Source organism: Bacillus sp. BP-3 (genome assembly GCF_028401955.1).
GTDB lineage: Bacteria > Bacillota > Bacilli > Bacillales > Bacillaceae_G > Bacillus_A.
The window spans coordinates 1-24,136 of the sequence record NZ_JAQOTJ010000032.1; the positions used below are offsets into that span (position 1 = coordinate 1).

A 24,136-nucleotide genomic window follows, 5' to 3' on the forward strand; every position below is an offset into this window, starting at 1 on the left:
AAAAACTATATAAAGTACGGTGTTCTACTATTGAACGGAGTTTTGCGGATGCCAAGGAACTACATGGCTATCGATATACTCGGTTTCGAGGGCTGAAGTCTGTCCAAATGCAAGCATATCTTACCGCAGCTTGTCAAAACATGAAAAAAATAGCCCTTCACCTGACCAAAAGCGGTCAGGTGAAGGGCTATTTTTCTTATTTTTATCATTTTCTAGTTCTTTTGTTCATTAACAAATCAATAATTCCCAGAGTGTCGGAAACCCTGAAGGGTTTCCCAACACTCTGAAATCCCTTCCTCATATGAGGAAGGGATTAACGTTACCCAATTTGCGAAGACGATTTCGATGTTTTATCTGTTGTATGAAAGCCCTTTGCATAATAAACAACTACTAACGCGATGAGCCAAATTGGTCCAACTATTAATGCGATGCGCGTATCAGCGGAGTATGCCATAATTCCTAATACTAAAACAAGGAAAGCGAGCGTAACATAGGAGCTAAGTGGATACAATGGCATTTTGTATGTTAATTTGCCTTGCGCCTCCTGTGATAGTCCCTTACGGAAACGAAGCTGCGCAACTATAATGACACCCCAAGTCCAAATTGCGCCGAACGTAGAAATACTCGTTAGCCACGTAAATACTTTTGCAGGAACAACGTAGTTTAATACAACGCCTATTAATAATACGAAAGCTGTTGCTAAAATCCCTTTGCTCGGAATTCCATTTTTATTTAACTGACCAAATTTTTCTGGTGCCTGTTTTTGCTGTGCTAATGTAAATAGCATACGGCCTGTACTAAAGAGACCACCATTACAAGAAGAAAGAGCAGCTGTTAATACAACAAAGTTAATAATTCCTGCTGCTTTCGCAATGCCGATTTGTTCAAACGTTAGTACAAATGGGCTTCCTTTTTCACCAATCTCATTCCATGGATAAATTGCCATCATAACGAATAAAGCACCTACATAGAAGATTAAAATGCGCCAAAAAACGTTATCAATCGCTTTAGATAATGTTTTTTTCGGGTTTTCCGCTTCTCCAGCTGTTACACCAATTAACTCTACTCCTAAGTAAGCAAATAGTACCATCTGTAATGATAAAAGAAGGCCAGAAAATCCATTTGGGAACCAACCGCCGTGTGACCAAAGATTTGAAATTCCAGTCGCTACGCCGCCGTTTCCAAAACCGAATAAAATAATACCGGTGCCAATTACAATCATACAGATAATTGTGACAATTTTAATTAAAGCAAACCAAAACTCAAGTTCTCCATACACTTTAACAGATAAAAAGTTTAATGCGGTCATTAATACAAGAGCAATTAACGCCCAAACCCAACGCTGAGTTCCTGGGAACCAATATTCCATATAAATTCCTGCTGCTGTAATTTCGGCCATACAAGTTACAACCCATAAGAACCAATAGTTCCAGCCCGTTATATAACCTGCTAGCGGACCTAAATAGTCATGTGCATATTTACTGAATGAACCTGCAACAGGTTGTTCAATTGCCATTTCTCCAAGCGCTCGCATAATGAAAAAAATCGCAAGGCCTGCAATAATATAACCGAATAAAATGGACGGTCCTGCTAGTTTAATAGCGGAAGCTGATCCTAAAAATAGTCCAACCCCAATAGCAGACCCAAGTGACATAAGGGTAATATGTCGTTGCTTTAATCCACGGTTTAAGTTTTCTGTTTTGTTTGTGTGCTGCATAATAAACCTCCTTAACTAGTAAGAAAAATATTGTATCCGCTTACAAATTTATTTAACTATTTAAAATTATAAAACATTTACAACTGTTATGCTACAAAAAAAGACAATGTTTTCTGTACTATATAAATCGTTGCTATGAGAATACATCATGATTTGTACTTGTTTGCTCTTTTTGTGTGAAGCGCCGCACGAGGCGGAAAAAGGGCCTGACCGCTATTATACATGGACAGAGGCTCTTGTTCACCCCTAAAGAAAGGGCATTTTATTGTTTTTGATCTTTATATATTGTCTAATAAACAACAAAAAGCCATCAAAATTGATAGCTTTTCATCGTTACAAAATAGTAATTGCTTGTTTCCCCATTTGTTCCCACGCTTTTTCAAATTGAGCGCGTGGAATACTTTTACGCGGGTTATCAGCCAATGGGTCATTTACATATACAGAGTTTTGATCATAGCCGACTATAACGGCACTATGTTCAAAATATGTAACCATTAATTCCCCGGCATTTGTATTCCACTTTTCAAAGTTTCCCTCATTTAGTGGTGCAAAGGTTGTATTTGCAATAATCCATACTGGAGAACCCGCACTAAGTACTTTATATAAATCTTTCACGTCTCTTCCAGATAAATCAACTGCTTTCTCTGGAATGTATTTCTGTGCTAATTGAAAAATCGGCTGATGGTATACTCCATAACCCGGTTCGGATTTTGTGTAAATATTTCCAACAAACCCTTCGTGTGGATTTCCACGCACACCGTTTGTCTCAAATGGGACACGAGCAATTTCATTCGCAAGTGTCATTTTGTCCACTTTAACTCCTTTATATTGAAGTAACATTGCTAAGCTCGTCACTTCGCAACCACGTTCTAATTCAGGAAGCTGTTTTATAAATGGAACATTTTCAATCATCACTTTGTCTTTCATTTCAAATGAAAAATCAACACGAAGTTCCTGGGTTTTTTGAAAAATTTTATTTTTCCCAGTTTCAATTACGCCCATAACTTGCTTATTACATGCTACACCAACAATAACACCAATACTTAAAATACATACGTATTTGACGATCCTAGCCATTTCTCTAACTCCATTACATAATTATTTTCTTACATTTTGAAAAGTGACACACTCTCCATTGTACCTTTGTTTTCACTAGTTTACTAGGATGTTTATGTGGAATATTATTTAGATATTTATATAAATCGAAAAAACGACATAAATTCCCTTTCTTTTTTATGGCGACGGTTTAAAACAAAGAGAGGTGAAGGTTATGATGCACTCTGCATATCAACAATTTATATGTCGAAACACTAAAAATATATTGCGGTGAAAATTCTAATTTTTTAAAATAAAAAGAAAAATAAATATACATGTTTAGAATATTTTGTTAAAATTAAATATGTTTAACTTAGTTAAATTTCTTTGATTGAGAGAATATTTAATTTCCACTAAACAAGATGAAAGTATGGGGTGAGGGGCATATGATCCAAAAGGAGAAGCAGCCAAATGAACTAAAACGTACGATGCAAAGCAGACACCTCTTCATGATTGCTTTAGGAGGCGTTATCGGAACTGGATTATTTATGGGATCTGGACAAATTGTTCACAATGCTGGACCGGGTGGAGCTATTCTTGCCTATTTAGTCGGCGGGTTTGTTATGTATTTAACTATGCTTTGTCTTGGGGAGCTAACAGTTGCCATGCCGGAAGCGGGTTCTTTTCAAAGTTATGCTAGCAAATTTATTTCACCTGGTTTTGGATTTGTTGTTGGGTGGATGTATTGGCTGAACTGGGCTGTGACTGTCGGAGTTGAATTAACGACTGTCAGTATTTTAATGAAGCGTTGGTTTCCGGATGTTGCATCTTGGATATGGTGTGTTGTATTTGCTGCCATACTCTTTATTGTAAACGCTTCATCCGCACGTGCTTATGCTGAAGCTGAGTTTTGGTTTGCAAGTGTTAAAGTAATGACGATTATTGTTTTTATTTTAGTCGGCGGTGCTGTTATGTTTGGTTTATTAGACTTTAACGGTAAGCCCGCACCGATGTTCCATAACTTCACAGACAATGGCGGACTATTTCCAAATGGACTTCCAGCTGTTCTTCTTACAATGATTACCGTTAACTTTGCGTTTCAGGGAACAGAATTAATTGGTATTGCTTCAGGCGAAAGTAAGCAGCCAGAAATCACAATACCACGTGCTATAAAAAATACAATTTGGCGAACACTATTCTTTTTCGTTCTTGCCATTTCTGTAGTTGTAGGATTATTACCATGGCAAGAAGCAAATCTCGTAGAAAGCCCGTTCGTACTCGTTTTTGACACAGCTGGAATCCCTTATGCAGCAGACATTATGAACTTTGTTATTATTACAGCTGTATTATCGGTAGCAAACTCTGGTTTATACGCAAATTCTCGCATGCTTTGGGCGATGGCAAAACAAGGAATGGGAAGTCCGCGTTTCACAAAGCTAACGAAAAAAGGGGTACCGATCAATGCCTTAATTTTTAGCTTAATCTTTGCCGGCCTTTCTCTTTTAACAAGTGTATTTGCCGCTGATACCGTCTTTTTAGTGTTAACATCGATTGCGGCTATGGCAGCTGTCGTTGTGTGGATGTCTATTGCTGCATCTCAATTTTTCTTTAGAAGAGAATTTATTAAGAACGGTGGAGATGTACGAGACTTAAAATACCGTACGCCGCTTTATCCACTTGTTCCTATTGCAGCGTTTTCTTTAAACTTTGTTACATTCATAAGCTTAGCGTTTATTCCAGATCAACGTATTGCTTTATATTGCGGCATTCCGTTCATGATTATTTGTTACATTTTTTATAAAGTAAAATATAAAAAAATTGTCACATTTGAGCAGCAAAAAAACGTCTCATAAATGATAAACTGAATATATAAAATCTTCTGTTATCTCATTCTATTACGAGATAACTTTTTTCTATTTACTGGATATTCTGGTATAACTTTATTTATCTTAAAATTTTAAAAATCAATGTTTGGTTACAAAAATAGTTTACAATATAAGCAAGTTATAAATGATTTTCATCGTAAAAACTGTGCATTTGTGTCTATTTTTTAACAATATCTCAAAAACTATTGCTAACTATAAATTAATAGGTTTATATTATTTTATTGGCATAGTTTCAATCCAAGGAGAAAGGAGATTTTCAATCGTGCAACTGAAAAAAAAGTTTTGGAAGTTGGCTTCACTTCTTCCACTATCATTACTCTTGTTCCTCGGTGGATGCGACAAAATCGCTGTATTAAATCCACAAGGACCTGTTGCAAAAACGCAGTATGATCTAATTATTTGGTCGCTCATACTGATGTCAGTAATTATCCTAGTCGTATTCGTCCTGTTTACAGTTATTTTAATTCGTTACCGTGAAAAACCAGAAAATATGGACTATGAGCCACCTGATATACACGGTAATACTCTTCTAGAAATTATCTGGACTATTTTCCCTGTTATCATCGTGATTGCATTGTCAATCCCGACAGTAAAAGCAACATATGCAACGGAAAAGCCACCAGAACAAACGAAAGATATAAAACCTGTTGAAATTTACGTTACATCTGCTAACTGGAAATGGTTATTCAGTTATCCTGAGGAAGGAATTGAAACCGTTAACTATTTAAATGTACCAGCGGGTGTACCAATTCAATTTAAATTAACATCTGTCGGTCCGATGAATGCTTTCTGGGTTCCAGAACTTGGTGGAATGAAGTATACAATGGATGGCATGATTATGGATTTATTCCTACAAGCTGATAAACCAGGTTCTTACACTGGACGTAGTGCAAACTTCTCTGGTGAAGGATTTACTGATATGGAGTTTGAGCTTGAAGCGAAAACAAAAGAAGAATATAACAAGTGGGTAAAAGAAGCAAAAGGTGCCCCTTCGTTATCAGAAAAGAAATATAAAGAGATTATTCAACCAGGTGTAGTAGGGCGTATGACATTCTCTAATACACATTTAAAATATGTAGATCCAAAATCACTTGAATATTGTGATTACAACTACTACAAAAACAAAAAGTAATAACGATTATTCCAACAGATTGGAGTGAATATAGTGAAGCTCGATGAATTTTTTGTCACAGGCGATCCGATTATCTACGGAGCGGACGCATCTATTGTTCTTGTGACGTTAGGAATCATTTTTGTGCTGACAAAGTACAAAAAGTGGAGATGGCTTTGGGATGAGTGGTTAACTTCTGTTGACCATAAGAAAATTGGATTAATGTATATCATTTCAGCAATTGTAATGATGTTCCGTGGCGGTATGGACGGATTAATGATTCGTGCCCAGTTGACGTTTCCTGACACAACATATTTAAACGCTGAACACTATAATGGTATCTTTACAACACACGGTACGGTTATGATTCTCTTCATGGCAATGCCGTTTGTTATGGGACTTATGAACGTTGTTGTTCCTCTGCAAATTGGAGCACGTGACGTTGCATATCCTTTCTTAAATGCATTAAGTTTTTGGTTATTCTTCGTAGGTGCTATGTTATTTAACATCGCCTTCGTTATCGGTGGTTCTCCAGACGCTGGGTGGACATCATACTTCCCAATGGCTGGTACAGAATTTAGCCCTGGTGTAGGAAATAACTACTATGCAATTGCATTGCAGATTTCAGGTCTCGGGACGCTGATGACAGGGATTAACTTCCTTGTAACAATCTTAAAAATGCGTGCACCAGGCATGAAATTAATGCAAATGCCAATGTTTACTTGGTCTATTTTAATTACATGTGTCATCATCATCTTTGCATTCCCTGTATTAACAGTTGCTCTTGCATTGATGTCATTTGATCGTTTATTCGATGCTCACTTCTTTACGATGGCGAGTGGCGGTATGCCGATGCTTTGGGCGAACTTGTTCTGGGTATGGGGTCACCCTGAAGTATATATCGTTATTTTACCGGCATTCGGTATTTTCTCTGAAATCGTAAGTACGTTCTCACGTAAACGATTATTCGGATATACAGCAATGGTTTACTCAATGGTTGCAATTGCAACTTTAAGTGGTCTTGTATGGCTGCATCACTTCTTTACAATGGGTGCAGGTCCAGCAGTTAACTCATTCTTCTCGATTTCGACAATGGCGATTTCGATTCCAACTGGTGTTAAGATCTTTAACTGGTTGTTTACGCTTTATAAAGGACGTATTCGCTTTACAGTTCCAATGCTTTGGTCATTGGCGTTTATTCCAAACTTCGTAATCGGTGGAGTTACGGGGGTTATGCTTGCGATGGCAGCAGCTGATTATCAATACCATAACAGCTACTTCCTAATCGCTCACTTCCACTACGTATTAATCGCAGGTACAGTATTTGCGATGCTTGCTGGATTTACATTCTGGTATCCAAAGATGACTGGTCATATGCTAAATGAACGTCTTGGTAAATGGACATTCTGGATCTTTATGATTGGATTTAACATCTGTTTCTTCCCAATGTATTTCCTAGGTTTAGATGGTATGACTCGTCGTATGTACACTTACTCTGCAAACCTTGGATGGGGCGGATTAAACTTAATCGCATCTGTCGGTGCAGTAATGATGGCAGTCGGCTTCGCCTTATTATGCTACAACGTAATTTATAGCATTCGTCATGGTGAGCGCGATTTAACTGGAGACCCTTGGGATGCTCGTACACTTGAATGGGCAACACAATCTCCTGTACAACATTATAACTTTGCAAAATTACCAGAAATTAAGCATAGCGATGTATTCTGGGAAATGAAGAAAAACGGTGAGTCTATTACACCGAAACCTGAAGAACTAAAACCAATTCATATGCCAAGCAATTCAGGTGTTCCAATTATTATGTCTTGTTTTATTGGTCTTGCAGGTTTTGCATTAGTATTTAGCTGGTTCGGTTTAGCAATTGTCGGTGGTATTGGTATGTTAGGTTGTATGATCTGGCGTTCGTTTGATTACGACGACGGATACTACGTTAGCGTAGATGAAATTAAAAAGACAGAACATGTTGCATGAGAGGTGAAACGAAATGGCGGCTTTAGATAAAAGCTTACCTTTAGAATATCAATCTGAACAAAGCAGATTGAATATTTTAGGGTTTTGGGTTTTCCTTGGGGCTGAAATCGTGCTGTTTGCAACGCTTTTCGCCTCTTACCTAGTATTAGCTGGTCGTACGGCAGACGGGCCAACACCAGCACAAATTTTCGAAGTAAAGCCTGTTATGATTGAAACACTTTTACTTTTAACAAGTAGTTTCACATGCGGGATTGCAATTCATGAAATGCGTAAAGAAAACAAAAATGGTATGCTCCTATGGTTTATCATTACGTTATTATTAGGTGCTGGCTTCCTTTACATGGAGGTTGAAGAGTTTATCATGTATGTTGGCCAAGGTGCTACACTACAAACAAGTGGATTCTTATCTGGATTCTTCGTTCTTCTTGGAACGCACGGTGCCCACGTAACAGGTGGTATCATTTGGGCAACTTGTGTTATTATCCAAATTTTAAAAAGAGGACTGACACCAGTTACAGCTCGTAAAGTGTTTATTATCAGCTTATACTGGCATTTCCTTGATGTTGTTTGGATCTTCATTTACACACTAGTTTACTTGAACGGGATGGTGGCGTAATAATGGGACAAAACAATACAAATGCTCATAGCGGATTTCCGTGGTCACACGTTTTCGGATTTATTTTATCGCTTGCATTAACGTTCCTAGCTTTATATGTAGCGTTACACACAAGCTTGCCACTTTCAACAATCTTAACAAGCATTCTTGTAATGGCAGTGGCACAAGCAGCATTGCAATTAGTTATGTTTATGCACATGACAGAAGGAGAGGGAGTAATACAAACAATCACAATCGTATTCCACTTTTTCATTGCGGCAATAACGGTTGTCGGTACAGTTTGGATTTTCTTCTCTATGTAATATACTTTCAAAAGCCTGTTGGGACATTGTCCCAGCAGGCTTTTTTTATAATTATTTCTTAAGGTTCACTTCTGTGTATGGTAAAATATTACTATTATGCAACTAAGGAAGTGTGAATATATGTCAATCGAGACTTTAGCCCTTTTATTACTTGGGGAAATATTTGTTGCCATTATACTAATTGGTTTAAGTATCGAAATTTGGAGTTATGGGTGGAAAAAAACAAAGGCAGTAAAATATTCTTGTCTCTTATTTTCTCTTATTATGGGAACGTGTAGTGTATTAGGACTTTGTGTTGCACCTGCTTATTTCTTTTTACAACTTATAGATAAGAACCTTTGAGTATAATACAAGCTAAAAAACTTTCTTTTTAGGGGGGAGACCAGAGGGTCTGGCCGTGCATAGAAGCGGCCAGGACTTTTTCCTGCCACATGCAATGTTTAAAACAAAAGGAGAAAGCAAATAGCGGGCATGTTGTACTCTGCATGGCAGAGTTAGAAAAATGAATATATAACAATCTTAATTAACAGAATAGTTTTTATTTTTATCCGTATACAAGTTATAATAACAGTTAATTTCATGAAGAAAGGATGATTGTATATGGACCTGATCGAAGAGGCATCTATTTCAAAAGAACAGCTTATTTGGTGGAGAAGACATTTTCATATGTATCCAGAGCTTTCTTATTCTGAAGAAAAAACATCTCAACTGGTTTATGATATATTGCAAACATTTCCTCATCTAGAAGTTTCGCGTCCGGCGCGTTATAGTGTAATGGCACGATTGGTTGGTAAGCGACCTGGACGAACAATTGCGCTTCGTGCTGATATGGATGCACTACCTATTGAAGAGGAAAACCAGTTTGATTTTGTTTCCCGTTCTAAAGGAGTTATGCATGCGTGCGGACATGATGGACATATGGCGATGTTACTGGGAACGGCATATACACTTTCGAAAAAATATGATCAAATTGAAGGGGAAATTCGCTTTTTATTTCAACATGCTGAGGAAAATTTTCCGGGCGGTGCACAGGAAATGGTTGACGCTGGTGTTATGGAAGGCGTTGATTGCATTATTGGTGCACATCTTTGGTCATCGCTGGAAGTTGGGAAAATTGGCGTGATATATGGTCCAGCGATGGCTGCTCCGGATGCATTTTCGATTACGATTATTGGGAAAGGTGGACATGCCGGTATTCCGCATGAAACAATTGATAGTATTGCGATTGGTACACAAGTTGTTTCGCAATTACAACAAATTGTCTCCAGACTCACGAATCCGTTAGATTCATTGGTGTTATCGGTAACGCAGTTTCATGCAGGAACAACTCATAATGTCATTCCTGATAGTGCGACAATTGGCGGGACAGTGAGAAGTTTACGAAATGAGCTTCGAAAGCAAACAGCAGAGCGCATCGAGAAAATCGTAAAAAGTATTACAGAGGCATACGGTGCATCATATACATTTACATATGAATATGGATATCGTCCGGTTGTAAATGAAGAAGTTGTAACAAGGCATGTAGAAAGTACGGCATTGCAACTTTTAGGAAAAGAATGTGTTGTTCGTTTACAGCCGACAATGGCTGGGGAAGATTTTTCAGCATTTTTACAAAAAGCCCCAGGTACATTTTTCTTTATAGGGGCTGGAAATGAAGAGAAAGGGATTATATATCCCCATCATCATCCGCGTTTTACAATTGATGAGGAGGCCTTGCCAATTGGTGTGGATATATTTGTTTCTTCCGTTTTGAACTTCATGAAAAATAGAACATAAGATAGTGCTTTATTAGAGTTATCCTGTTACTATGGGATAACTCTTTTTGTATATATTCGCTTGAAATGGAGAAATATAACTACAATATTTTGAAATAGAAAGTTAGGTGATAAATATGGTTCAGTTAGATGCTAACTTATCGAAAATAACGAATGAAATTCGAAATAAGTTAGATTCACCTAATGATTTAACTGTGCGTGAAATTTCTCTTTCGGGGACAAATGATCGATGTGCAGTTATATTTTTATGCGGACTAAGTAATAAAGACATGATTTACCGTTTTGTTATTCGACCATTGCAGTATGAAGAAATTCCTAAACAAGCTTCAATTATTCAAACATTAATGGATCAATTTTTGTCAGTTGGAGAAGTGAGTATCGTTAGGACATTTCCGGATGTTATGAATGCACTTTTAGCAGGCGATACAATTGTGCTACTGGATGGTATTCCTTCTGCAATAATTGTAAATTTTCGCGAATGGGAGAGGAGGAGCCTCGATTCACCGGTTACAGAGACAATAATTCGAGGGCCTAATCTAGGTTTTAATGAAGATGTGAATATAAACAAAATGTTAATTCGGCGTCATATACGTGACCCGCAACTACGTTTTCGTTCCTATATTATGGGGAAGCGTTCACAGAAAGAAGTAACATTAGCTTACATTGAAGATATTATTCATCCTTATATTGTAGAGGAATTACACAAGAGACTTCAATCTATTGAAACCGATATTATTTTTGAGACAGGAACGATTGAACAATTAGTGCAAGATAATAATTTATCGCCGTTCCCTCAATTTTTAAATACAGAAAGACCGGATAATGTCGTGGCTTCACTTGCAAAAGGAAAAGCAGCTATTTTAGTAGACGGTTCTCCATTTGTACTTATTGCTCCGATGGTGATGGTTGATATCTTTCAATCACCAGAAGATCACTACGAACGTTGGATGATTGGAACGTTGTTAAGAGGACTTCGCATGTTAGCAGGGATGATTGCGATTTTATTACCAGCTATGTATATAGCTCTTGTCTCTTATCATCAAGGGCTTATTCCCTCTAATCTTGCATATTCAATTGCTGGAGCAAGAGAAGGTGTTCCATTTCCAGCTTATATCGAGACGCTCATCATGGCCTTTACAATGGAACTGATTCGTGAAGCGGGAATTCGTCTCCCTAAGCCGATGGGGCAAACGATTGGGATTGTAGGAGGTCTCGTTATTGGAGAAGCTGCTGTAAGTGCTGGGATTGTAAACCCGTTTCTTGTAATCATTATTGCAGTTACAGCGGTAGCTACATTTTCTTTGCCGGTCTACAGTATTACTATTACCTTTCGTATTTTGCTGTTTGCATTTATTTTATTAGCTACAGCCTTTGGTTTGTATGGAATTATTTTAGGGTTAATTGCATTAGCGATTCATATTGTAAATTTAACGAGTGTTGGAGTACCATATTCTACACCAATTTCGCCTGCTTTTTATAAAGATTGGAAAGAGGATATTGTCCGTTTGCCTAAAGCTATGTTAAAAGAGAGACCTGAGTACCTACAACCGAAAGATAAAACGCTGCGTTCGAAGGAGAGGGAATAAAGTGAAGCCATTTGAGTATGGAGATGAAGAAATTGGGACTCGTGAACTTGGTTTTGCTGTATCTTCTACTATTATTGGGACGGGTGCACTTTCTATGCCGCGTGTTATGGCGACTCATGCGCTTTTTGCAGATGGATGGGTTATTTTACTTGTAGGTGGATTGATATGTGCATGCTTTGCATGGCTGATGATGAAAGTCGCTATTTTATTTCCGAAACAAAATTTTGTTCAATATGCGAGCTTATATTTAACCAAGCCCATTACTTATATTTTTAGTTTTATGTTAATACTAATTTTTACTGGAATTACAGCTTATGAAGCGCGGACAATTTCGATTATTTCTCAAACATATTTATTTAGTGATACACCTATTCAGCTGTTATCTTTCTTTTATCTGCTTGTTATCGTGTATGGTGTTTGTGGATCTAGAGTAGGATTATTGAGGTTGAATGTTCTATTTCTACCAATTGTTTTTATTGCCATTATTTTGTTATCACTGTTAAACGTTAATTTAATGGAATTTACAAATTTATCACCATTTTTTCAGACTGATGTTAGTAAATATATGAAAGGAATTAAAGAATCTGTATTTACATTTATTGGATTTGAAGTCACTTTTTTTTATGCTGTTTTACTAAAATCAACAAAAAAAGCCCCTATGGTAGCAGCGAAGAGTGTTATGATTACTGTGTTTTCTTATATTTTAATTTATATGACTTGTATAACTGTTTTCACATATATAACAACTAGCACTTTAACGTATCCAACTATTGAATTAGGGAAAGAAATTGAAATAGGGGGAGGTTTTTTAGAGAGACTTGATGCAATCTTTTTTATAACATGGATTATTACTGTATTTAATACAACAGCATTGTATTATGATGTGGCCATTTTATTATTTTGCGCGATGTTTCCAGCAATAAAGAAACACACATTTATTTTTATTAGTGTGCCTATTATTTATGTTGTAAATATAATTCCAGGAAATTTAGAGGTAATTAGTAAATACGGTACATATTTAGCTTGGGCTGATATGTCTATTATGGTATTTGTCCCACTTCTTATTTTTGTTGTCTATAAGATAAAAGGAAGGGGCAATCAAAATGAAACATCTTCTTAGCATAATGGTATGCATGTTTTTTATCTTATTTATAAGTGGTTGTTCTGAACGACAAGAAATTGAAGAAAGAGGGTTTGTTGTGGGAGTAGCGCTGGATAAAGCGATTCATCAGGGGGAGAAAAGTGAAACGACAACTACTACCCGCTCACCTCTTATAAAAGGGACGTATCAAATGGTGTTGCCAAGCTCTTTAACACAGCAAGGAAGTAAAGCTACAAGTGGAAAGAATTACATTAATATTAATGCGACGGCTGATAGTGTATTTGCTCAAATTCGTATTATCTCAAAAAAAATAAGTCGTTCTTTATTTTTTCCTCATATAGAAGTCATTATTCTTTCGGAGGAGTTATTAAAAAAACCATTCGTTTTAGAAGATGTATTGGATGTATTTTTTCGTGATCATGAGATGCGACGGAATATTCGTATCTTTGTTTCAAAAGGAAGTGCAGAAGAAATTTTAAAACAGAGTGCAAAACCAGAAAATTTACCAGCTAAATATATAAGTATGATATCAGATCATGCTTGGAAAAATGCCCAAATGTTAGAGGCGATTCGAATTGGTAATTTACAACAGAAAATGTCTGCTAATAGAAGTTTTGTTCTTCCAGTCTTAGCATTAACGCATGAGGGGATTAAAATGGAGGGAGCAGCTGTATTTCGAGGGAAAGACAAAAAGCTTGTAGGTAGATTAAATGGAATGGAAACATTAGGTCTGAATTATATTATTGGGAAAAAAGTAGGGGGATTTTATAAGATACAAAGAGGAAATCAACTTATTGTATTTGAAATTCGTGAGATGCGCCGGAAAATTCACGTATTCTTAACGAATCCTACAAAACCTAAATTTATAATTGATGTATATTTAAACGGGACATTAGCGGAAGTTTATTTAGGGAAAGAGAGTAAGGCAATGAGTACTGAAGAAATCAATAAATATCTTGCAAGTGAAATGGAAAAACAGCTACAAAAAACCGTTAAAGTTATTCAGAAGGATTTGAAAGTGGATGTATTAGGAGTAGGGGAGTATTACAAGCGTAAAAATTATAAACAATGGATAAAAGTGAAAAAAAATTGGGATCAAGGTCAAAATTACTTTAGCACTAGTAATATAACTGTTCGTATAAAACCAAGTATTGAGCATTCGGGGTCCGTGTTACCAATCAGAAGTGAGTAAAGTAAGGAGTAGCGTGATGTTTACAACTCTAGGGGTTATATGTACGGTTTTAATGGCAACAATTCCTTATACAGTTTATTTTCTTCATAAGAAAATGCAAGAATATGGTGCGCAGCCTTGGCAAAAACAAATACAGCAGAAAAAGAAACCCGAGTGATACGTCGAGTTTCTTTTTCTACAAAAGTCCGAACCAGTTTACCAATTGTGCTGACAGGAAAGTAACGACAATGGCGATTACCGTAGGAATTGCAAATGAAAGAAATGTCCATTTTGCACTTTTTGTTTCTTTATATATATTCACTAACGTTGTTCCGCACGGGAAATGAAGAAGAGAAAACAGCATCATATTTAATGCAGTTAGCCACGTCCAACCATGATCGAGAAACAACTGTTTAATTTGTGTTAAATCTTCTAACTCTGTTAATGAGCCTGTTGATAAATAAGCCATTAATAAAATCGGAACAACAATTTCGTTTGCTGGTAAGCCGAGAATAAATGCTGCTAAAATATATCCGTCAAGCCCGAGTAATTTGGCAAACGGATCTAAAAAGTTCACGATATACATAAGAAGACTGGTGTCTCCAATAAATACATTTGCTAATATCCATGTTAATATAGCTGCAGGTGCTGCGACGATAACAGCACGTTTTAAAACGTATATGGATTTATCAAGTGTTGCACGTACGATAGTATCTAAAATTTTAGGTTTTCTATAAGGTGGTAATTCTAGTGTGTAGTGGGTTGGGACACCTTTTAAAGCTGTTTTTGAGAGTACCCATGATACAGTTAAAGTTACGATAATACCAATTACAACCATACCGACAACAACCCCGGACGTTACAAGTGTTTGCGTACCCCCTGTGTATCCAGCGGCCATGAATAAAGATGCTAATAAAATAAGTGTTGGCCACCTTCCATTACAAGGAACAAAGTTATTTGTTAAGATTGCGAGCATACGTTCACGTGGTGATTCAATAATACGCGTTGACATAATCGCAGCTGCATTACATCCAAAACCCATTGCCATCGTTAATGATTGTTTTCCATGTGCGCCGGCGCGTTTAAAGAGACGGTCCATGTTAAAAGCAACGCGCGGTAAGTAGCCGTAGTTTTCTAGTAAAGCGAACATTGGAAAAAAAATAGCCATTGGTGGTAACATAACACTAATAACAGCCCCTGTTCCGCGGAATAAACCGAGAATAAGAACGCCATGTAGCCATTTTGGGGCATTCATTGCTTGAAACCAAGTTGTTAAATAACCTTCTGCCCATCCGAAAAATTCAGCAATCATATCAGAAGGAACGTTAGCTCCTGCAATTGTAAGATAAAAAACGACAGATAAAATAGCAAGCATAATAGGAAAGCCGAATATAGGAGAAGTGAAGATTTTATCGAGCTTCTCTGAACGATATAATTTATTTTTATCTGTATATTGAATTGAATCTTTACAAATATGAGCTGACGCACGGTAAATATCACCGACAATATCATCACGAATATCTTCTTTAACAAGCGTTCGAGCATGATGAACGATATTGTCTAATGGAAGAGCTTTACTGGTTGAATGAGATTTCATTAATTACGACCTCCCTTACTAGCAGTTCTTCATGATGTTTTTGAAGAGATTCTAAGAAATTCATGTCCTCATCTAAAATACGAAGTGCAATCCAACGCGTAGGATAAGCGTCTCCAAAAACTTTATATATTTGCGGTTCAAGTTCCTGAATCATCTTTTCTATTTTTGCGTTATAAGTAACTTGAAAAGGAGTAGGAATTAATTTTCGATTTACTACCTTTTCAATTGTATTTAGCATTTGATCGATTCCGACTTTATTACGTGCAGAAATTTTAACAACAGGAACTCCAAGCGATTTTGCTAACTTTTTCTCATCGATTATAATGCCTTTCTTTTCTGCTTCATCAATTAAATTCACACATATAATCACTTCTTTTGTCATTTCCATTACTTGCAAGGCTAAGTTCAAATTTCTCTCCATTGCGGTGGCATCAACAACAACAACTGTTACCTCTGGCTTTTCGAAAATGATATAGTCACGTGCTACTTCTTCATCGGCAGAATTTGAGTATAAGGAATATGTTCCTGGCAAATCGATTACAGTATAGAGGTTTCCATGATGTTCATATTCGCCTTCAGCTTTTAATACCGTTTTTCCTGTCCAGTTTCCGGTATGCTGTTTTAATCCGGTTAACGTATTAAATAATGTACTTTTCCCTGTATTTGGATTCCCAGCTAATGCGATGCGATGTTTCTTCATTGTGCATCATCTCCAATTAAGTTTCCTAGTATGAGAGAACTTTCTTCATTTCGAAGCGCGATTGTTGTATTGCTTACTTGATATGCAATGGGATCGCCAAGCGGACTCTTTTGTAACACTTTAATTGTTGCACCTGGAATGAACCCTAAATCTAGTAAACGACGTTTCATAGTGCCTTCTAATTTAATTTTTTCAATTTGTACGAGCTGACCTGTTTTAAAAGTAGAAAGTGGTTGAGTTTTAACCGATGTCATAAGAGTTCCCTCACCTCTATTTTTTTAGTGCTAGTTCAAAAAGTTTCCCTAAGGAAACTTTTTATTAATATTATACTAGATGATAGTGAATGCTGTTGTCAATTGTTACTTTAAAAATATTCAATCATTTCTCTAATTGTTCCAATGTATCCTGTTATTTGTGGGCAGTAAAATCTCGAATTGGAAGAGGGTGATATATACAAGTTGAAAAAACGATTGATATGTGGAAACTCTAAAGTGGATATTCCATCGCGTGCTGAAGTTTTAGATGATTTAACAAGAGAAACGTAGAACTTTTGTAAAAATAATTTTTAGAAGTTTGTAGAAGCATAAATTAAAATTTACGTTCAATTTACATTATTAAAATTAAATTTACAATGAGTGCGGTTTCTTAAGGTTTTTTACTTTTTTATGTAGAAAAACAATGAATATATATAGATTTTTCTAAGGATATACTGTCTTTACTTAAAATTAAAGAACGCTTAACACTGACATAATATTAGTGCCTTACAATGAATTTGTATTACAGATTATTGCACATAATAACGTGGAAATGAAAAGTGATAATTAAATGGGGGTACAGGACATGGTTATGAAAAAAGGCTTGAAATTTTCTTTAGCGGCATTAGTAGTTGCTGGTGCTTTAGTAGGGTGCGGAAAATCAGAAAGCACAAAGGAAACTGCTAAAGGTGGTAATGAAGCGAAGCAAGAATTAACGGGTACAATTACAGCGGCTGGATCTACAGCACTTCAACCACTTGCAGATGAGGCAGCTAAAGAATTTATGGACAAAAATTCAAAAGTATCAATTACAGTTCAAGGTGGCGGTAGTGGAACTGGAATTAACCAAGTAGCTTCCGGTGCGGTTCAAGTTGGTAATTCTGATGTTCCTGCTGCGGATAAAATAAAAGAAGCAGATAAAGCGAAAGAATTAGTAGATAACAAAGTTGCAGGTATCGCATTTGCGTTAGTAGTAAATAAAAATGTAAATGTTGATAACTTAACATTAAAACAAGTGCAAGATATTTTCTCTGGTAAAGTTACAAACTGGAAAGAGGTTGGCGGAAAAGATGAAAAAATCAATATAGTTAACCGTCCAGCAGCTTCTGGTACACGTGCTACATTTGAAAAAACAGTTATGAAAGACGTGAAAATTAACGATTCTACAGGTACGACACAAGATTCAAATGGTGCAGTAGAACAAGCAATTAACTCTACACCAGGGTCTGTTAGCTACTTAGCTATGTCTTACATGACTGGTGACAAAAAAGGCTCGTTAAAAACATTAAAAATTGATGGTGTAGAACCAAAAACTGAAAATATTTCTGCTGGTAAATATCCGTTCTGGTCTTATGAATACATGATTACAAAAGGTGAAGCAAAAGATGCAACAAAAGGCTATATTGATTATGTAAAAGGTAAAGACTTTGAAAAGAAAGTAGAAGAGATGGGTTACATCCCGATGTCTAAATTAAAGTAATAATATAAAGTGAAACTTTAATCAGTGGGGGGTTCTTTATCCCCCACTGATTATTAGTTGAATCAATCGGGCACATGCCAGCAGTTTATCTCCCGCCTAACTTCTTAAGAAATGCGGAAGCGGCAGGGAGTATTACTGCTCGTGAATAGAGAGAGAAAGCGGGGCTGGCTGTTTAGCCAGTCCTGTTCATTTCAATATATGAAGTGAGGTTGTGGTCTTGTGATGAAGGGGAAAAAACAAATTAACTATGTAAAAAGTGAATATATTGGAAGAACACTTGTAACGCTTTGTGGTTTATTAATTGTTGCTATTACACTAGCTATTATCGCATTTATTTGTGCAAAAGGAATTCAATCATTTACACAAAGTAATATCTCGATTTCCGAAGTGTTTACATCAACAAAATGGGCTCCGAATGAAGGGAATGGAAGCTTTGGAGCTGTTATTTTCATAGTTGGGTCTACGCTAGTGTCTCTTGGGGCAGTAATCATTAGTGCACCAATTGCAATTGCACTTGCAGTGTTTATGAATTTAATTTCTCCAAAGTTTGGAAATAAGGTGTTAAAACCAGTTTTAGAATTGTTGGTAGGGATTCCATCTGTTGTATATGGTTTACTAGGTGTCACAATTTTAATTCCGATTTTACGAGATTCATTTGGTGGTGTAGGATTTAGTTTAATTGCCGGTATTATTGTATTAAGTATTATGATTTTGCCAACGATTGCAAGTATTGCTTCTGATGCAATTCGTTCGGTTCCTTTTGAGTATTTAGAAGCCTCTTATGGTTTAGGATCGACGAAATGGCAAGCGATTAGTCGTATTATTGTTCCGGCTGCCAAAAAAGGTATTTTAACAGGGGTTGTTCTTGGAGTAGCTCGAGCTTTCGGGGAAGCATTAGCAGTACAGATGGTAATAGGAAATACAATAAAATTACCAGAAGGAATATATAGTCCAACTTCAACTTTAACGGGTATTTTGACAATGGATATGACAAATACGTTAAATGGAACAGCTTGGAATAATGCGCTATGGACGTTAGCGATGATACTACTTTTAATTTCGTTCTTGTTTATTGTAATAATTCGAGCGATTGGCCAAAGAGGTGAAGGATAACGATGAATGCTAGAACAGTTAATAATATATGGACAGGTATTTTGTATGCAATTGCCTTCTTTATAGTTACTCTACTTGTTTTTCTTGTATATGAAATTTTACAAAAAGGTTGGGGATTTTGGGATCCAAGTTTTTTATTTGGAGAACCGAGTAATACAAGAGCAGGAGGAGGGATTGGGCCTCAATTATTTAACTCCTTTTATATGCTTGTTATTACATTGATTATTTCGATTCCTTTAGGCCTCGGTGCAGGAATTTACTTGGCGGAATATGCAAAACAAGGTCGTTTTTTAAATTTTGTTCGCTTATGTATTGAAACAATGGCTTCCTTACCTTCTATTGTAGTTGGTTTATTTGGACTTCTTGTGTTCGTTACAACGGCAGGTTGGGGATATACTGTCATGGGCGGAGCTTTAGCCTTAACGATTTTAAATTTACCAGGTTTAACACGCGTTTGTGAAAATGCAATGACAGAAATTCCACCGAATGTGAAAGAAGCAAGTCTCGGGTTAGGTGCAACAAAGTGGCAAACAATTGTAAGAATTATGCTTCCATCTGCATTGCCGCAAATTATTACAGGTGTAATTTTAGCGGCTGGACGTATTTTTGGTGAAGCGGCGGCACTCATTTACACAGCTGGATTAACGTCACCAATTTTAAACTCGGCAGCAGACTTTTCAAGCCCTTCACATCCATTAAATCCATTTCGACCAGCAGAAACATTAGCAGTCCATATTTGGAAGTTAAATTCTGAGGGAATTATCCCTGACGCGAAACTAATTGCAACAAAATCAGCAGCGGTATTAATTATTATGGTATTACTATTCAATATTATTGCTCGTTTTACCGCATCTGTACTCCATAAGCGTTTTACTGGTACGAAAAAATCACGTAAAAGTAGCAAAGTAAAAGCAGCATAACTCTTATATACAGACCTCAAAAATCCTTTTCTTTTAGGTGTACGAGAGGACCTGGCCATGTGTAGAAGTGGTCAGGTTCTTTTTCTGCCATGTGCAAGGTTTAAACCAAAGGGAGAAAGCAAGCTAGTTTGAGGTGGGAGTATTACTGCCCGCAAATAGCGGGATAAAATAAATAGAGTGTCCTGAAAGTTTGAGGAAATACTCTGGTTTTGTCAAAAGAAAAGCCGTATTCAGAAGTCTGAATACGGCTTTTTTCTTTTTAAGATTTAGGAACATTTGTATAAGATTCATGTTGGTTTTTACGGTTCTTTCTACTACCGATTTTATCTAGTAATTCGTACATAACGGGTACGACAACTAGTGTTAGTAATGTAGAAACTAATAAACCGCCAATGACGACAACAGCTAAGCTTTTGGATACCATGCTACCAGCTTGTGTGTCACCGAATAATAGAGGAAGCATTGCGAAGATAGTTGTAATTGCTGTCATAATAATTGGGCGCAATCGTACGGAACCAGCTTCTAATAGTGCTTCTCTTGTTGGCATTCCTTTTTCGCGATTTTGTTGGACGCGTTCTATTAAGACGATGGCATTCGTTACAACAATCCCGATTAGCATTAAAGCACCGATCAGAGAGTTTAAATCGACAGGTGTTTGCGAAACAATTAAACCTAAAATTCCACCGACAGCTGCTAATGGGAGAGAGAATAAAATGGCGAATGGTGCGCGCGCTTGCCCAAAAGTAATGACCATAATTAAGTAAACAATCCCAATCGCGATTCCCATAATCTTAAATAAATCAGTGAAATTTTCTTGCATCGATTCTGTTGCCCCGGCAATGTTAACTTTCGCTCCATCAGGTAATTTCAAATCTGCAATAGCTGCGTTTACTTCTGCGCCTACTTTACTTAAGTCTTCACCTTTCGCTTCTGCTGTAACTTGAATTGTTTCTTTTCCGTCCTTGTGGAATATTTCGGTTTGTATTTGTTTTTCAGAAATAGTTGCCACATCTTTTACTGCTATTAAACCTGTGATTGGTGACAAAATATTTGCATTTAAAATCGCATCTTTATTAGGGTTCTCTGCTTTTTTGTGTTCTAGCATAACAGTTGTCTTTTCATTATCGAGTGAGATTTGGCCAATTGGTGATTTTTTCATTAAAAATGCAACTTGTTGTCCGATGACTTCAGAATTTAGTCCTGCCTTTTCTGCTTTTGTTTGATCGACGTTAATAACCCATTCCTTTTTCTCTTCTTCTGTATTCGTTTTTACTTTTGAAAGATTATTTAAGCTTTTTAACTTTGTAGTAACAAGATCGGAAGCTTGTTTTAAATCTTTATTATTGTTTGCGGTGATGTTAAATTGTAACGCATTTCCACCGCCGAAGTTTGAGAAGCTTACTTTTATATAATCAAATGTCGCTGGTTGAAATTGATTCTGTTCTTTTTTTAGTTTATTAATGTACGTTTCAAGATCAATTCCCTTTTTAAACTCTACAAATATATTTGCAAGATTGTTTTTTGTCGTTTGTCCCCACTGGGCAGATTCTGAAGAGGAACCCATTTGTAATATAACGTCTTTTACATTTGAATCTGCAAGTAATTTTTTCTCAAATTCAAAAGCTTGCTGCTTTCCTTTCTCTAAATCGTAATTAGCAGGGAATGTCATGTTGATAGAAAGCATGGTGTTATCATCAGATTTAATGTTCGCTTTTGGGAGTAGAATGTAAGCTGCAATTGAACCGACAAATAATAAAAAAGCGGTAAGTAAAATGATAAATTTATGTGATAACGACCATTTTAAAATGGCTGTATAACGTTTCGTTTCTTTTTGCTCCGTATGTCTTGTGTTCTTTAATAGTAGAAAAGCCATGAGTGGCACAACTGTTAAGGCTACTAATAAAGATGAGAGAATTGAATATACAACTGCCAAGACCATAGGTAACATAAATTCACCAATTCCACCCGCTACAAAACCGATCGGTAAAAAAACAGCGACAGTTGTTAAAGTAGAAGATGTAATTGCGATTGCAACTTCTTTCGTAGCGTCAATAATGACGTCCTTTGAGAAAGAATCTTTTTGTAAACGACGGAAAATGTTTTCGATTACAACGATACTATCATCGACGAGACGTCCGACAGCAACTGCTAATCCACCTAATGTTAAAATATTTAAAGTGATATTAGATTGATTAAGTAAAAAGAGGGTCAGGAATATCGATAATGGGATACTGACAATAGAAATTAAAGTAGTACGAATGTTACGCAAGAAAATTAAAATGATAAATGTAGCAGCAATCGCACCAAGGACAACTTCTTTTCCCATGCTTGTAACAGCATTTTGGACTTGTTCGTGTGTAGACATAAGTGTTTTTATAGTGAAAGTATCTTTATATTGCTTATTTATATCATCAACTTTTTTCTCGATTTCTTTTCCGATTGTAACAGCATTTTTGCTTGGTTCTTTCGTAATGACGAGTGCCGCACCGTCGTCTCCATTAATGTGTGAAATAGCATCATGATGTTGTTTTAATTCAACTTTGGCGATGTCGCGTAACTTCACCTCAGGTGTTAGCGTAATATTTTGTATATCATCAACGCTTTTTATTTCTCCAATTACACGAAGGAGATGATTTTCATTATTTATAGATATTTGCCCAGCTGGTATAGAAGCTTCTTTTCCTTGAAGGGCAGTGACGATTTGTGATGTTATGATGTTTTTATCTTTCATTTTAACGGGATCTAATACAATAGATAATTCAGATGTTGATTTCCCATAAAACATAACATTAGCAACGCCATCGATACTTTCAAGTTGTGGGATAACTTCTTTTTCGATTTGTTTCTCGTCAGCTTTTGTGAAGCCATTTTTCTTTTGAACGGTAATTTGTGCGAGTGGAATCATAGAAGTGTTTAGTTGGCTGATCACAGGTTTCATGATGTCTTTTGGAAGTGTTATGCCGTTTGTAAGTTTTTCAACTTCACGTGCCGCATCTTTCATATTTGTCTTTGCGGTATACATAATTTCAATCTTTGACAATCCTTCACTTGTTGACGATGTAATGGTATCGACATGTGAAAGGTTTCGAAACTGCTTTTCAAGAGGTTCTGTTACTTCTTTTGTCATTGTTTCGGCATCTAGTCCATTAGATAAAGTGGTGATTGTTACAATGGGTTGATCCATGCTTGGTAAAAATTCCATCGGTAATTTAGAGCCTGAATAAATACCTAATACAGAGATGAGAAAAACCATGATGATAATAGCGGCCCTATTTTTTAATGAAAACTTTGTCAATCTTTCCATAAATGAATTCCTCCATGATAGGGTTTGATGGTTTACTGTTTTACTATATAACAAATGCCGGAGAATTAAAGTTAAGAACATGTAAAAATTTCCTAAAAAAAATCTTAAGTAGGGCATTCTTTATATGGTTAATTAAAGGTTTATAAAAGAATTGAATGGATAGCATAAAAAAACTTTATATTTTTTTTGAAAAAATGCTTGTATTTATAAAATGTAGATGATATATTAATACACGTCGCTGCTGCACTAAAGCAGAAAGCGAGGAAATAAAAAACTTAGTTGACATCGAATAACCGTAATGTTAACATAAGGAAGTCGCAATTGAGCGGCGGATAAGTTCTTTGAAAACTGAACGAAACAAACAACGTGAAACGTCAATTTTTATTTATGATGCTAGACAAACTTTATTGGAGAGTTTGATCCTGGCTCAGGATGAACGCTGGCGGCGTGCCTAATACATGCAAGTCGAGCGAACCGA

At 36.4% G+C, this 24,136-nt stretch carries 21 protein-coding genes and 1 rRNA gene; 16 read left to right on the top strand and 6 right to left on the bottom strand.

The window, feature by feature from the left end; genetic code table 11:
* Positions 1–287: transposase (locus PLX19_RS24870; RefSeq protein WP_272186985.1), on the top strand; the 287-nt coding region annotated here is incomplete at its 5' end.
* A gap of 32 nt (positions 288–319) precedes the next feature.
* Here the strand turns inward: PLX19_RS24870 and PLX19_RS24875 are convergent.
* Both PLX19_RS24875 and PLX19_RS24880 read right to left on the bottom strand, forming a co-directional pair.
* Positions 320–1,717, bottom strand: a complete 1,398-nt coding sequence (locus PLX19_RS24875) for an amino acid permease (RefSeq protein ID WP_272191591.1) — start codon at positions 1,715–1,717, stop codon at positions 320–322.
* A gap of 333 nt (positions 1,718–2,050) precedes the next feature.
* On the bottom strand, positions 2,051–2,794 hold the full coding sequence (locus PLX19_RS24880) for a C39 family peptidase (RefSeq protein ID WP_272191593.1): 744 nt from the start codon (positions 2,792–2,794) through the stop codon (positions 2,051–2,053).
* A gap of 404 nt (positions 2,795–3,198) precedes the next feature.
* Between PLX19_RS24880 and PLX19_RS24885 the strand changes: the two genes are divergently transcribed.
* The 11 genes from PLX19_RS24885 (at position 3,199) to PLX19_RS24935 (ending at position 14,468) form a co-directional block, all read left to right on the top strand.
* Positions 3,199–4,605: an amino acid permease gene (locus tag PLX19_RS24885; protein ID WP_272191595.1), complete on the top strand. Its 1,407-nt coding sequence runs from the start codon at positions 3,199–3,201 to the stop codon at positions 4,603–4,605.
* A 295-nt stretch (positions 4,606–4,900) separates the two neighbouring features.
* Positions 4,901–5,770 carry a cytochrome aa3 quinol oxidase subunit II gene (gene qoxA / locus PLX19_RS24890; RefSeq protein WP_272191597.1) on the top strand — a complete coding sequence of 290 codons (870 nt, stop codon included), beginning with the start codon at positions 4,901–4,903 and terminating at the stop codon, positions 5,768–5,770.
* Positions 5,771–5,803: 33 nt separating this feature from the next.
* Positions 5,804–7,738: a cytochrome aa3 quinol oxidase subunit I gene (gene qoxB, locus PLX19_RS24895; protein WP_272191599.1), complete on the top strand. Its 1,935-nt coding sequence runs from the start codon at positions 5,804–5,806 to the stop codon at positions 7,736–7,738.
* A 13-nt stretch (positions 7,739–7,751) separates the two neighbouring features.
* The gene (qoxC, locus tag PLX19_RS24900) at positions 7,752–8,354 is read left to right on the top strand and encodes a cytochrome aa3 quinol oxidase subunit III (RefSeq protein ID WP_272191602.1); all 603 of its coding nucleotides are present in this window, start codon (positions 7,752–7,754) and stop codon (positions 8,352–8,354) included.
* 2 nt (positions 8,355–8,356) lie between these two features.
* On the top strand, positions 8,357–8,656 hold the full coding sequence (gene qoxD, locus PLX19_RS24905) for a cytochrome aa3 quinol oxidase subunit IV (protein ID WP_090918941.1): 300 nt from the start codon (positions 8,357–8,359) through the stop codon (positions 8,654–8,656).
* A 120-nt stretch (positions 8,657–8,776) separates the two neighbouring features.
* Positions 8,777–8,998 (top strand): DUF4022 family protein, encoded by a 222-nt coding sequence (locus PLX19_RS24910; protein WP_272191606.1) that lies wholly within the window; start codon positions 8,777–8,779, stop codon positions 8,996–8,998.
* A 258-nt stretch (positions 8,999–9,256) separates the two neighbouring features.
* A complete protein-coding gene (locus tag PLX19_RS24915) occupies positions 9,257–10,432 on the top strand; it encodes a M20 family metallopeptidase (protein ID WP_272191607.1) in 1,176 nt (391 codons plus the stop codon).
* A 115-nt stretch (positions 10,433–10,547) separates the two neighbouring features.
* Positions 10,548–12,017 carry a spore germination protein gene (locus PLX19_RS24920; RefSeq protein WP_272191609.1) on the top strand — a complete coding sequence of 490 codons (1,470 nt, stop codon included), beginning with the start codon at positions 10,548–10,550 and terminating at the stop codon, positions 12,015–12,017.
* A gap of 1 nt (position 12,018) precedes the next feature.
* The gene (locus tag PLX19_RS24925; RefSeq protein ID WP_272191610.1) at positions 12,019–13,137 is read left to right on the top strand and encodes a GerAB/ArcD/ProY family transporter; all 1,119 of its coding nucleotides are present in this window, start codon (positions 12,019–12,021) and stop codon (positions 13,135–13,137) included.
* Positions 13,121–14,311, top strand: coding sequence for a Ger(x)C family spore germination protein (locus PLX19_RS24930; protein ID WP_272191611.1), 1,191 nt, complete (start codon positions 13,121–13,123; stop codon positions 14,309–14,311). Before PLX19_RS24925 ends, PLX19_RS24930 begins: the two co-directional genes overlap by 17 nt.
* A 16-nt stretch (positions 14,312–14,327) precedes the next feature.
* Positions 14,328–14,468, top strand: a complete 141-nt coding sequence (locus PLX19_RS24935; RefSeq protein WP_272191612.1) for a hypothetical protein — start codon at positions 14,328–14,330, stop codon at positions 14,466–14,468.
* A gap of 18 nt (positions 14,469–14,486) precedes the next feature.
* Here the strand turns inward: PLX19_RS24935 and PLX19_RS24940 are convergent, their stop codons facing one another.
* From PLX19_RS24940 to PLX19_RS24950, 3 genes are read right to left on the bottom strand one after another with little or no spacing between them, the layout of a single operon-like run.
* Positions 14,487–15,887: a nucleoside recognition domain-containing protein gene (locus PLX19_RS24940; RefSeq protein ID WP_272191613.1), complete on the bottom strand. Its 1,401-nt coding sequence runs from the start codon at positions 15,885–15,887 to the stop codon at positions 14,487–14,489.
* Positions 15,865–16,587, bottom strand: coding sequence for a FeoB small GTPase domain-containing protein (locus PLX19_RS24945; protein ID WP_272191614.1), 723 nt, complete (start codon positions 16,585–16,587; stop codon positions 15,865–15,867). Before PLX19_RS24945 ends, PLX19_RS24940 begins: the two co-directional genes overlap by 23 nt.
* A complete protein-coding gene (locus PLX19_RS24950; RefSeq protein ID WP_272191616.1) occupies positions 16,584–16,841 on the bottom strand; it encodes a FeoA family protein in 258 nt (85 codons plus the stop codon). The genes PLX19_RS24945 and PLX19_RS24950 overlap by 4 nt, the downstream gene beginning before the upstream one ends.
* A 586-nt stretch (positions 16,842–17,427) precedes the next feature.
* Between PLX19_RS24950 and PLX19_RS24955 the strand changes: the two genes are divergently transcribed.
* The 3 genes from PLX19_RS24955 to pstA all read left to right on the top strand — a co-directional run bounded on the left by PLX19_RS24955 (position 17,428) and on the right by pstA (position 20,354).
* Positions 17,428–18,321 (top strand): phosphate ABC transporter substrate-binding protein PstS family protein, encoded by an 894-nt coding sequence (locus PLX19_RS24955; RefSeq protein WP_272191618.1) that lies wholly within the window; start codon positions 17,428–17,430, stop codon positions 18,319–18,321.
* Between the two features lie 222 nt (positions 18,322–18,543).
* Complete coding sequence (gene pstC / locus PLX19_RS24960; protein ID WP_272191619.1) at positions 18,544–19,434, top strand: phosphate ABC transporter permease subunit PstC; 891 nt, start codon at positions 18,544–18,546, stop codon at positions 19,432–19,434.
* 2 nt (positions 19,435–19,436) lie between these two features.
* On the top strand, positions 19,437–20,354 hold the full coding sequence (gene pstA / locus PLX19_RS24965; RefSeq protein ID WP_272191621.1) for a phosphate ABC transporter permease PstA: 918 nt from the start codon (positions 19,437–19,439) through the stop codon (positions 20,352–20,354).
* A 259-nt stretch (positions 20,355–20,613) separates the two neighbouring features.
* Here pstA and PLX19_RS24970 read toward each other — a convergent pair whose 3' ends face one another.
* Entirely contained in the window at positions 20,614–23,658 is a 3,045-nt protein-coding gene (locus PLX19_RS24970) for an efflux RND transporter permease subunit (RefSeq protein ID WP_272191623.1), read from the bottom strand.
* Between the two features lie 404 nt (positions 23,659–24,062).
* Between PLX19_RS24970 and PLX19_RS24975 the strand changes: the two genes are divergently transcribed.
* Positions 24,063–24,136, top strand: a 16S ribosomal RNA gene (locus PLX19_RS24975); the annotation flags it as partial.

Excerpts from the sequence above, each read along its gene's own strand:
- PLX19_RS24875 (WP_272191591.1), bottom strand. The coding sequence starts at position 1,717 with ATGCAGCACACAAACAAAACAGAAAACTTAAACCGTGGATTAAAGCAA.
- PLX19_RS24880 (WP_272191593.1), bottom strand. The coding sequence starts at position 2,794 with ATGGCTAGGATCGTCAAATACGTATGTATTTTAAGTATTGGTGTTATT.
- PLX19_RS24885 (WP_272191595.1), top strand. The coding sequence starts at position 3,199 with ATGATCCAAAAGGAGAAGCAGCCAAATGAACTAAAACGTACGATGCAA.
- qoxC (WP_272191602.1), top strand. The coding sequence starts at position 7,752 with ATGGCGGCTTTAGATAAAAGCTTACCTTTAGAATATCAATCTGAACAA.
- qoxD (WP_090918941.1), top strand. The coding sequence starts at position 8,357 with ATGGGACAAAACAATACAAATGCTCATAGCGGATTTCCGTGGTCACAC.
- PLX19_RS24910 (WP_272191606.1), top strand. The coding sequence starts at position 8,777 with ATGTCAATCGAGACTTTAGCCCTTTTATTACTTGGGGAAATATTTGTT.
- PLX19_RS24915 (WP_272191607.1), top strand. The coding sequence starts at position 9,257 with ATGGACCTGATCGAAGAGGCATCTATTTCAAAAGAACAGCTTATTTGG.
- PLX19_RS24920 (WP_272191609.1), top strand. The coding sequence starts at position 10,548 with ATGGTTCAGTTAGATGCTAACTTATCGAAAATAACGAATGAAATTCGA.
- PLX19_RS24930 (WP_272191611.1), top strand. The coding sequence starts at position 13,121 with ATGAAACATCTTCTTAGCATAATGGTATGCATGTTTTTTATCTTATTT.
- PLX19_RS24935 (WP_272191612.1), top strand. The coding sequence starts at position 14,328 with ATGTTTACAACTCTAGGGGTTATATGTACGGTTTTAATGGCAACAATT.
- PLX19_RS24940 (WP_272191613.1), bottom strand. The coding sequence starts at position 15,887 with ATGAAATCTCATTCAACCAGTAAAGCTCTTCCATTAGACAATATCGTT.
- PLX19_RS24945 (WP_272191614.1), bottom strand. The coding sequence starts at position 16,587 with ATGAAGAAACATCGCATCGCATTAGCTGGGAATCCAAATACAGGGAAA.
- PLX19_RS24950 (WP_272191616.1), bottom strand. The coding sequence starts at position 16,841 with ATGACATCGGTTAAAACTCAACCACTTTCTACTTTTAAAACAGGTCAG.
- PLX19_RS24955 (WP_272191618.1), top strand. The coding sequence starts at position 17,428 with ATGGTTATGAAAAAAGGCTTGAAATTTTCTTTAGCGGCATTAGTAGTT.
- pstC (WP_272191619.1), top strand. The coding sequence starts at position 18,544 with ATGAAGGGGAAAAAACAAATTAACTATGTAAAAAGTGAATATATTGGA.
- pstA (WP_272191621.1), top strand. The coding sequence starts at position 19,437 with ATGAATGCTAGAACAGTTAATAATATATGGACAGGTATTTTGTATGCA.
- PLX19_RS24970 (WP_272191623.1), bottom strand. The coding sequence starts at position 23,658 with ATGGAAAGATTGACAAAGTTTTCATTAAAAAATAGGGCCGCTATTATC.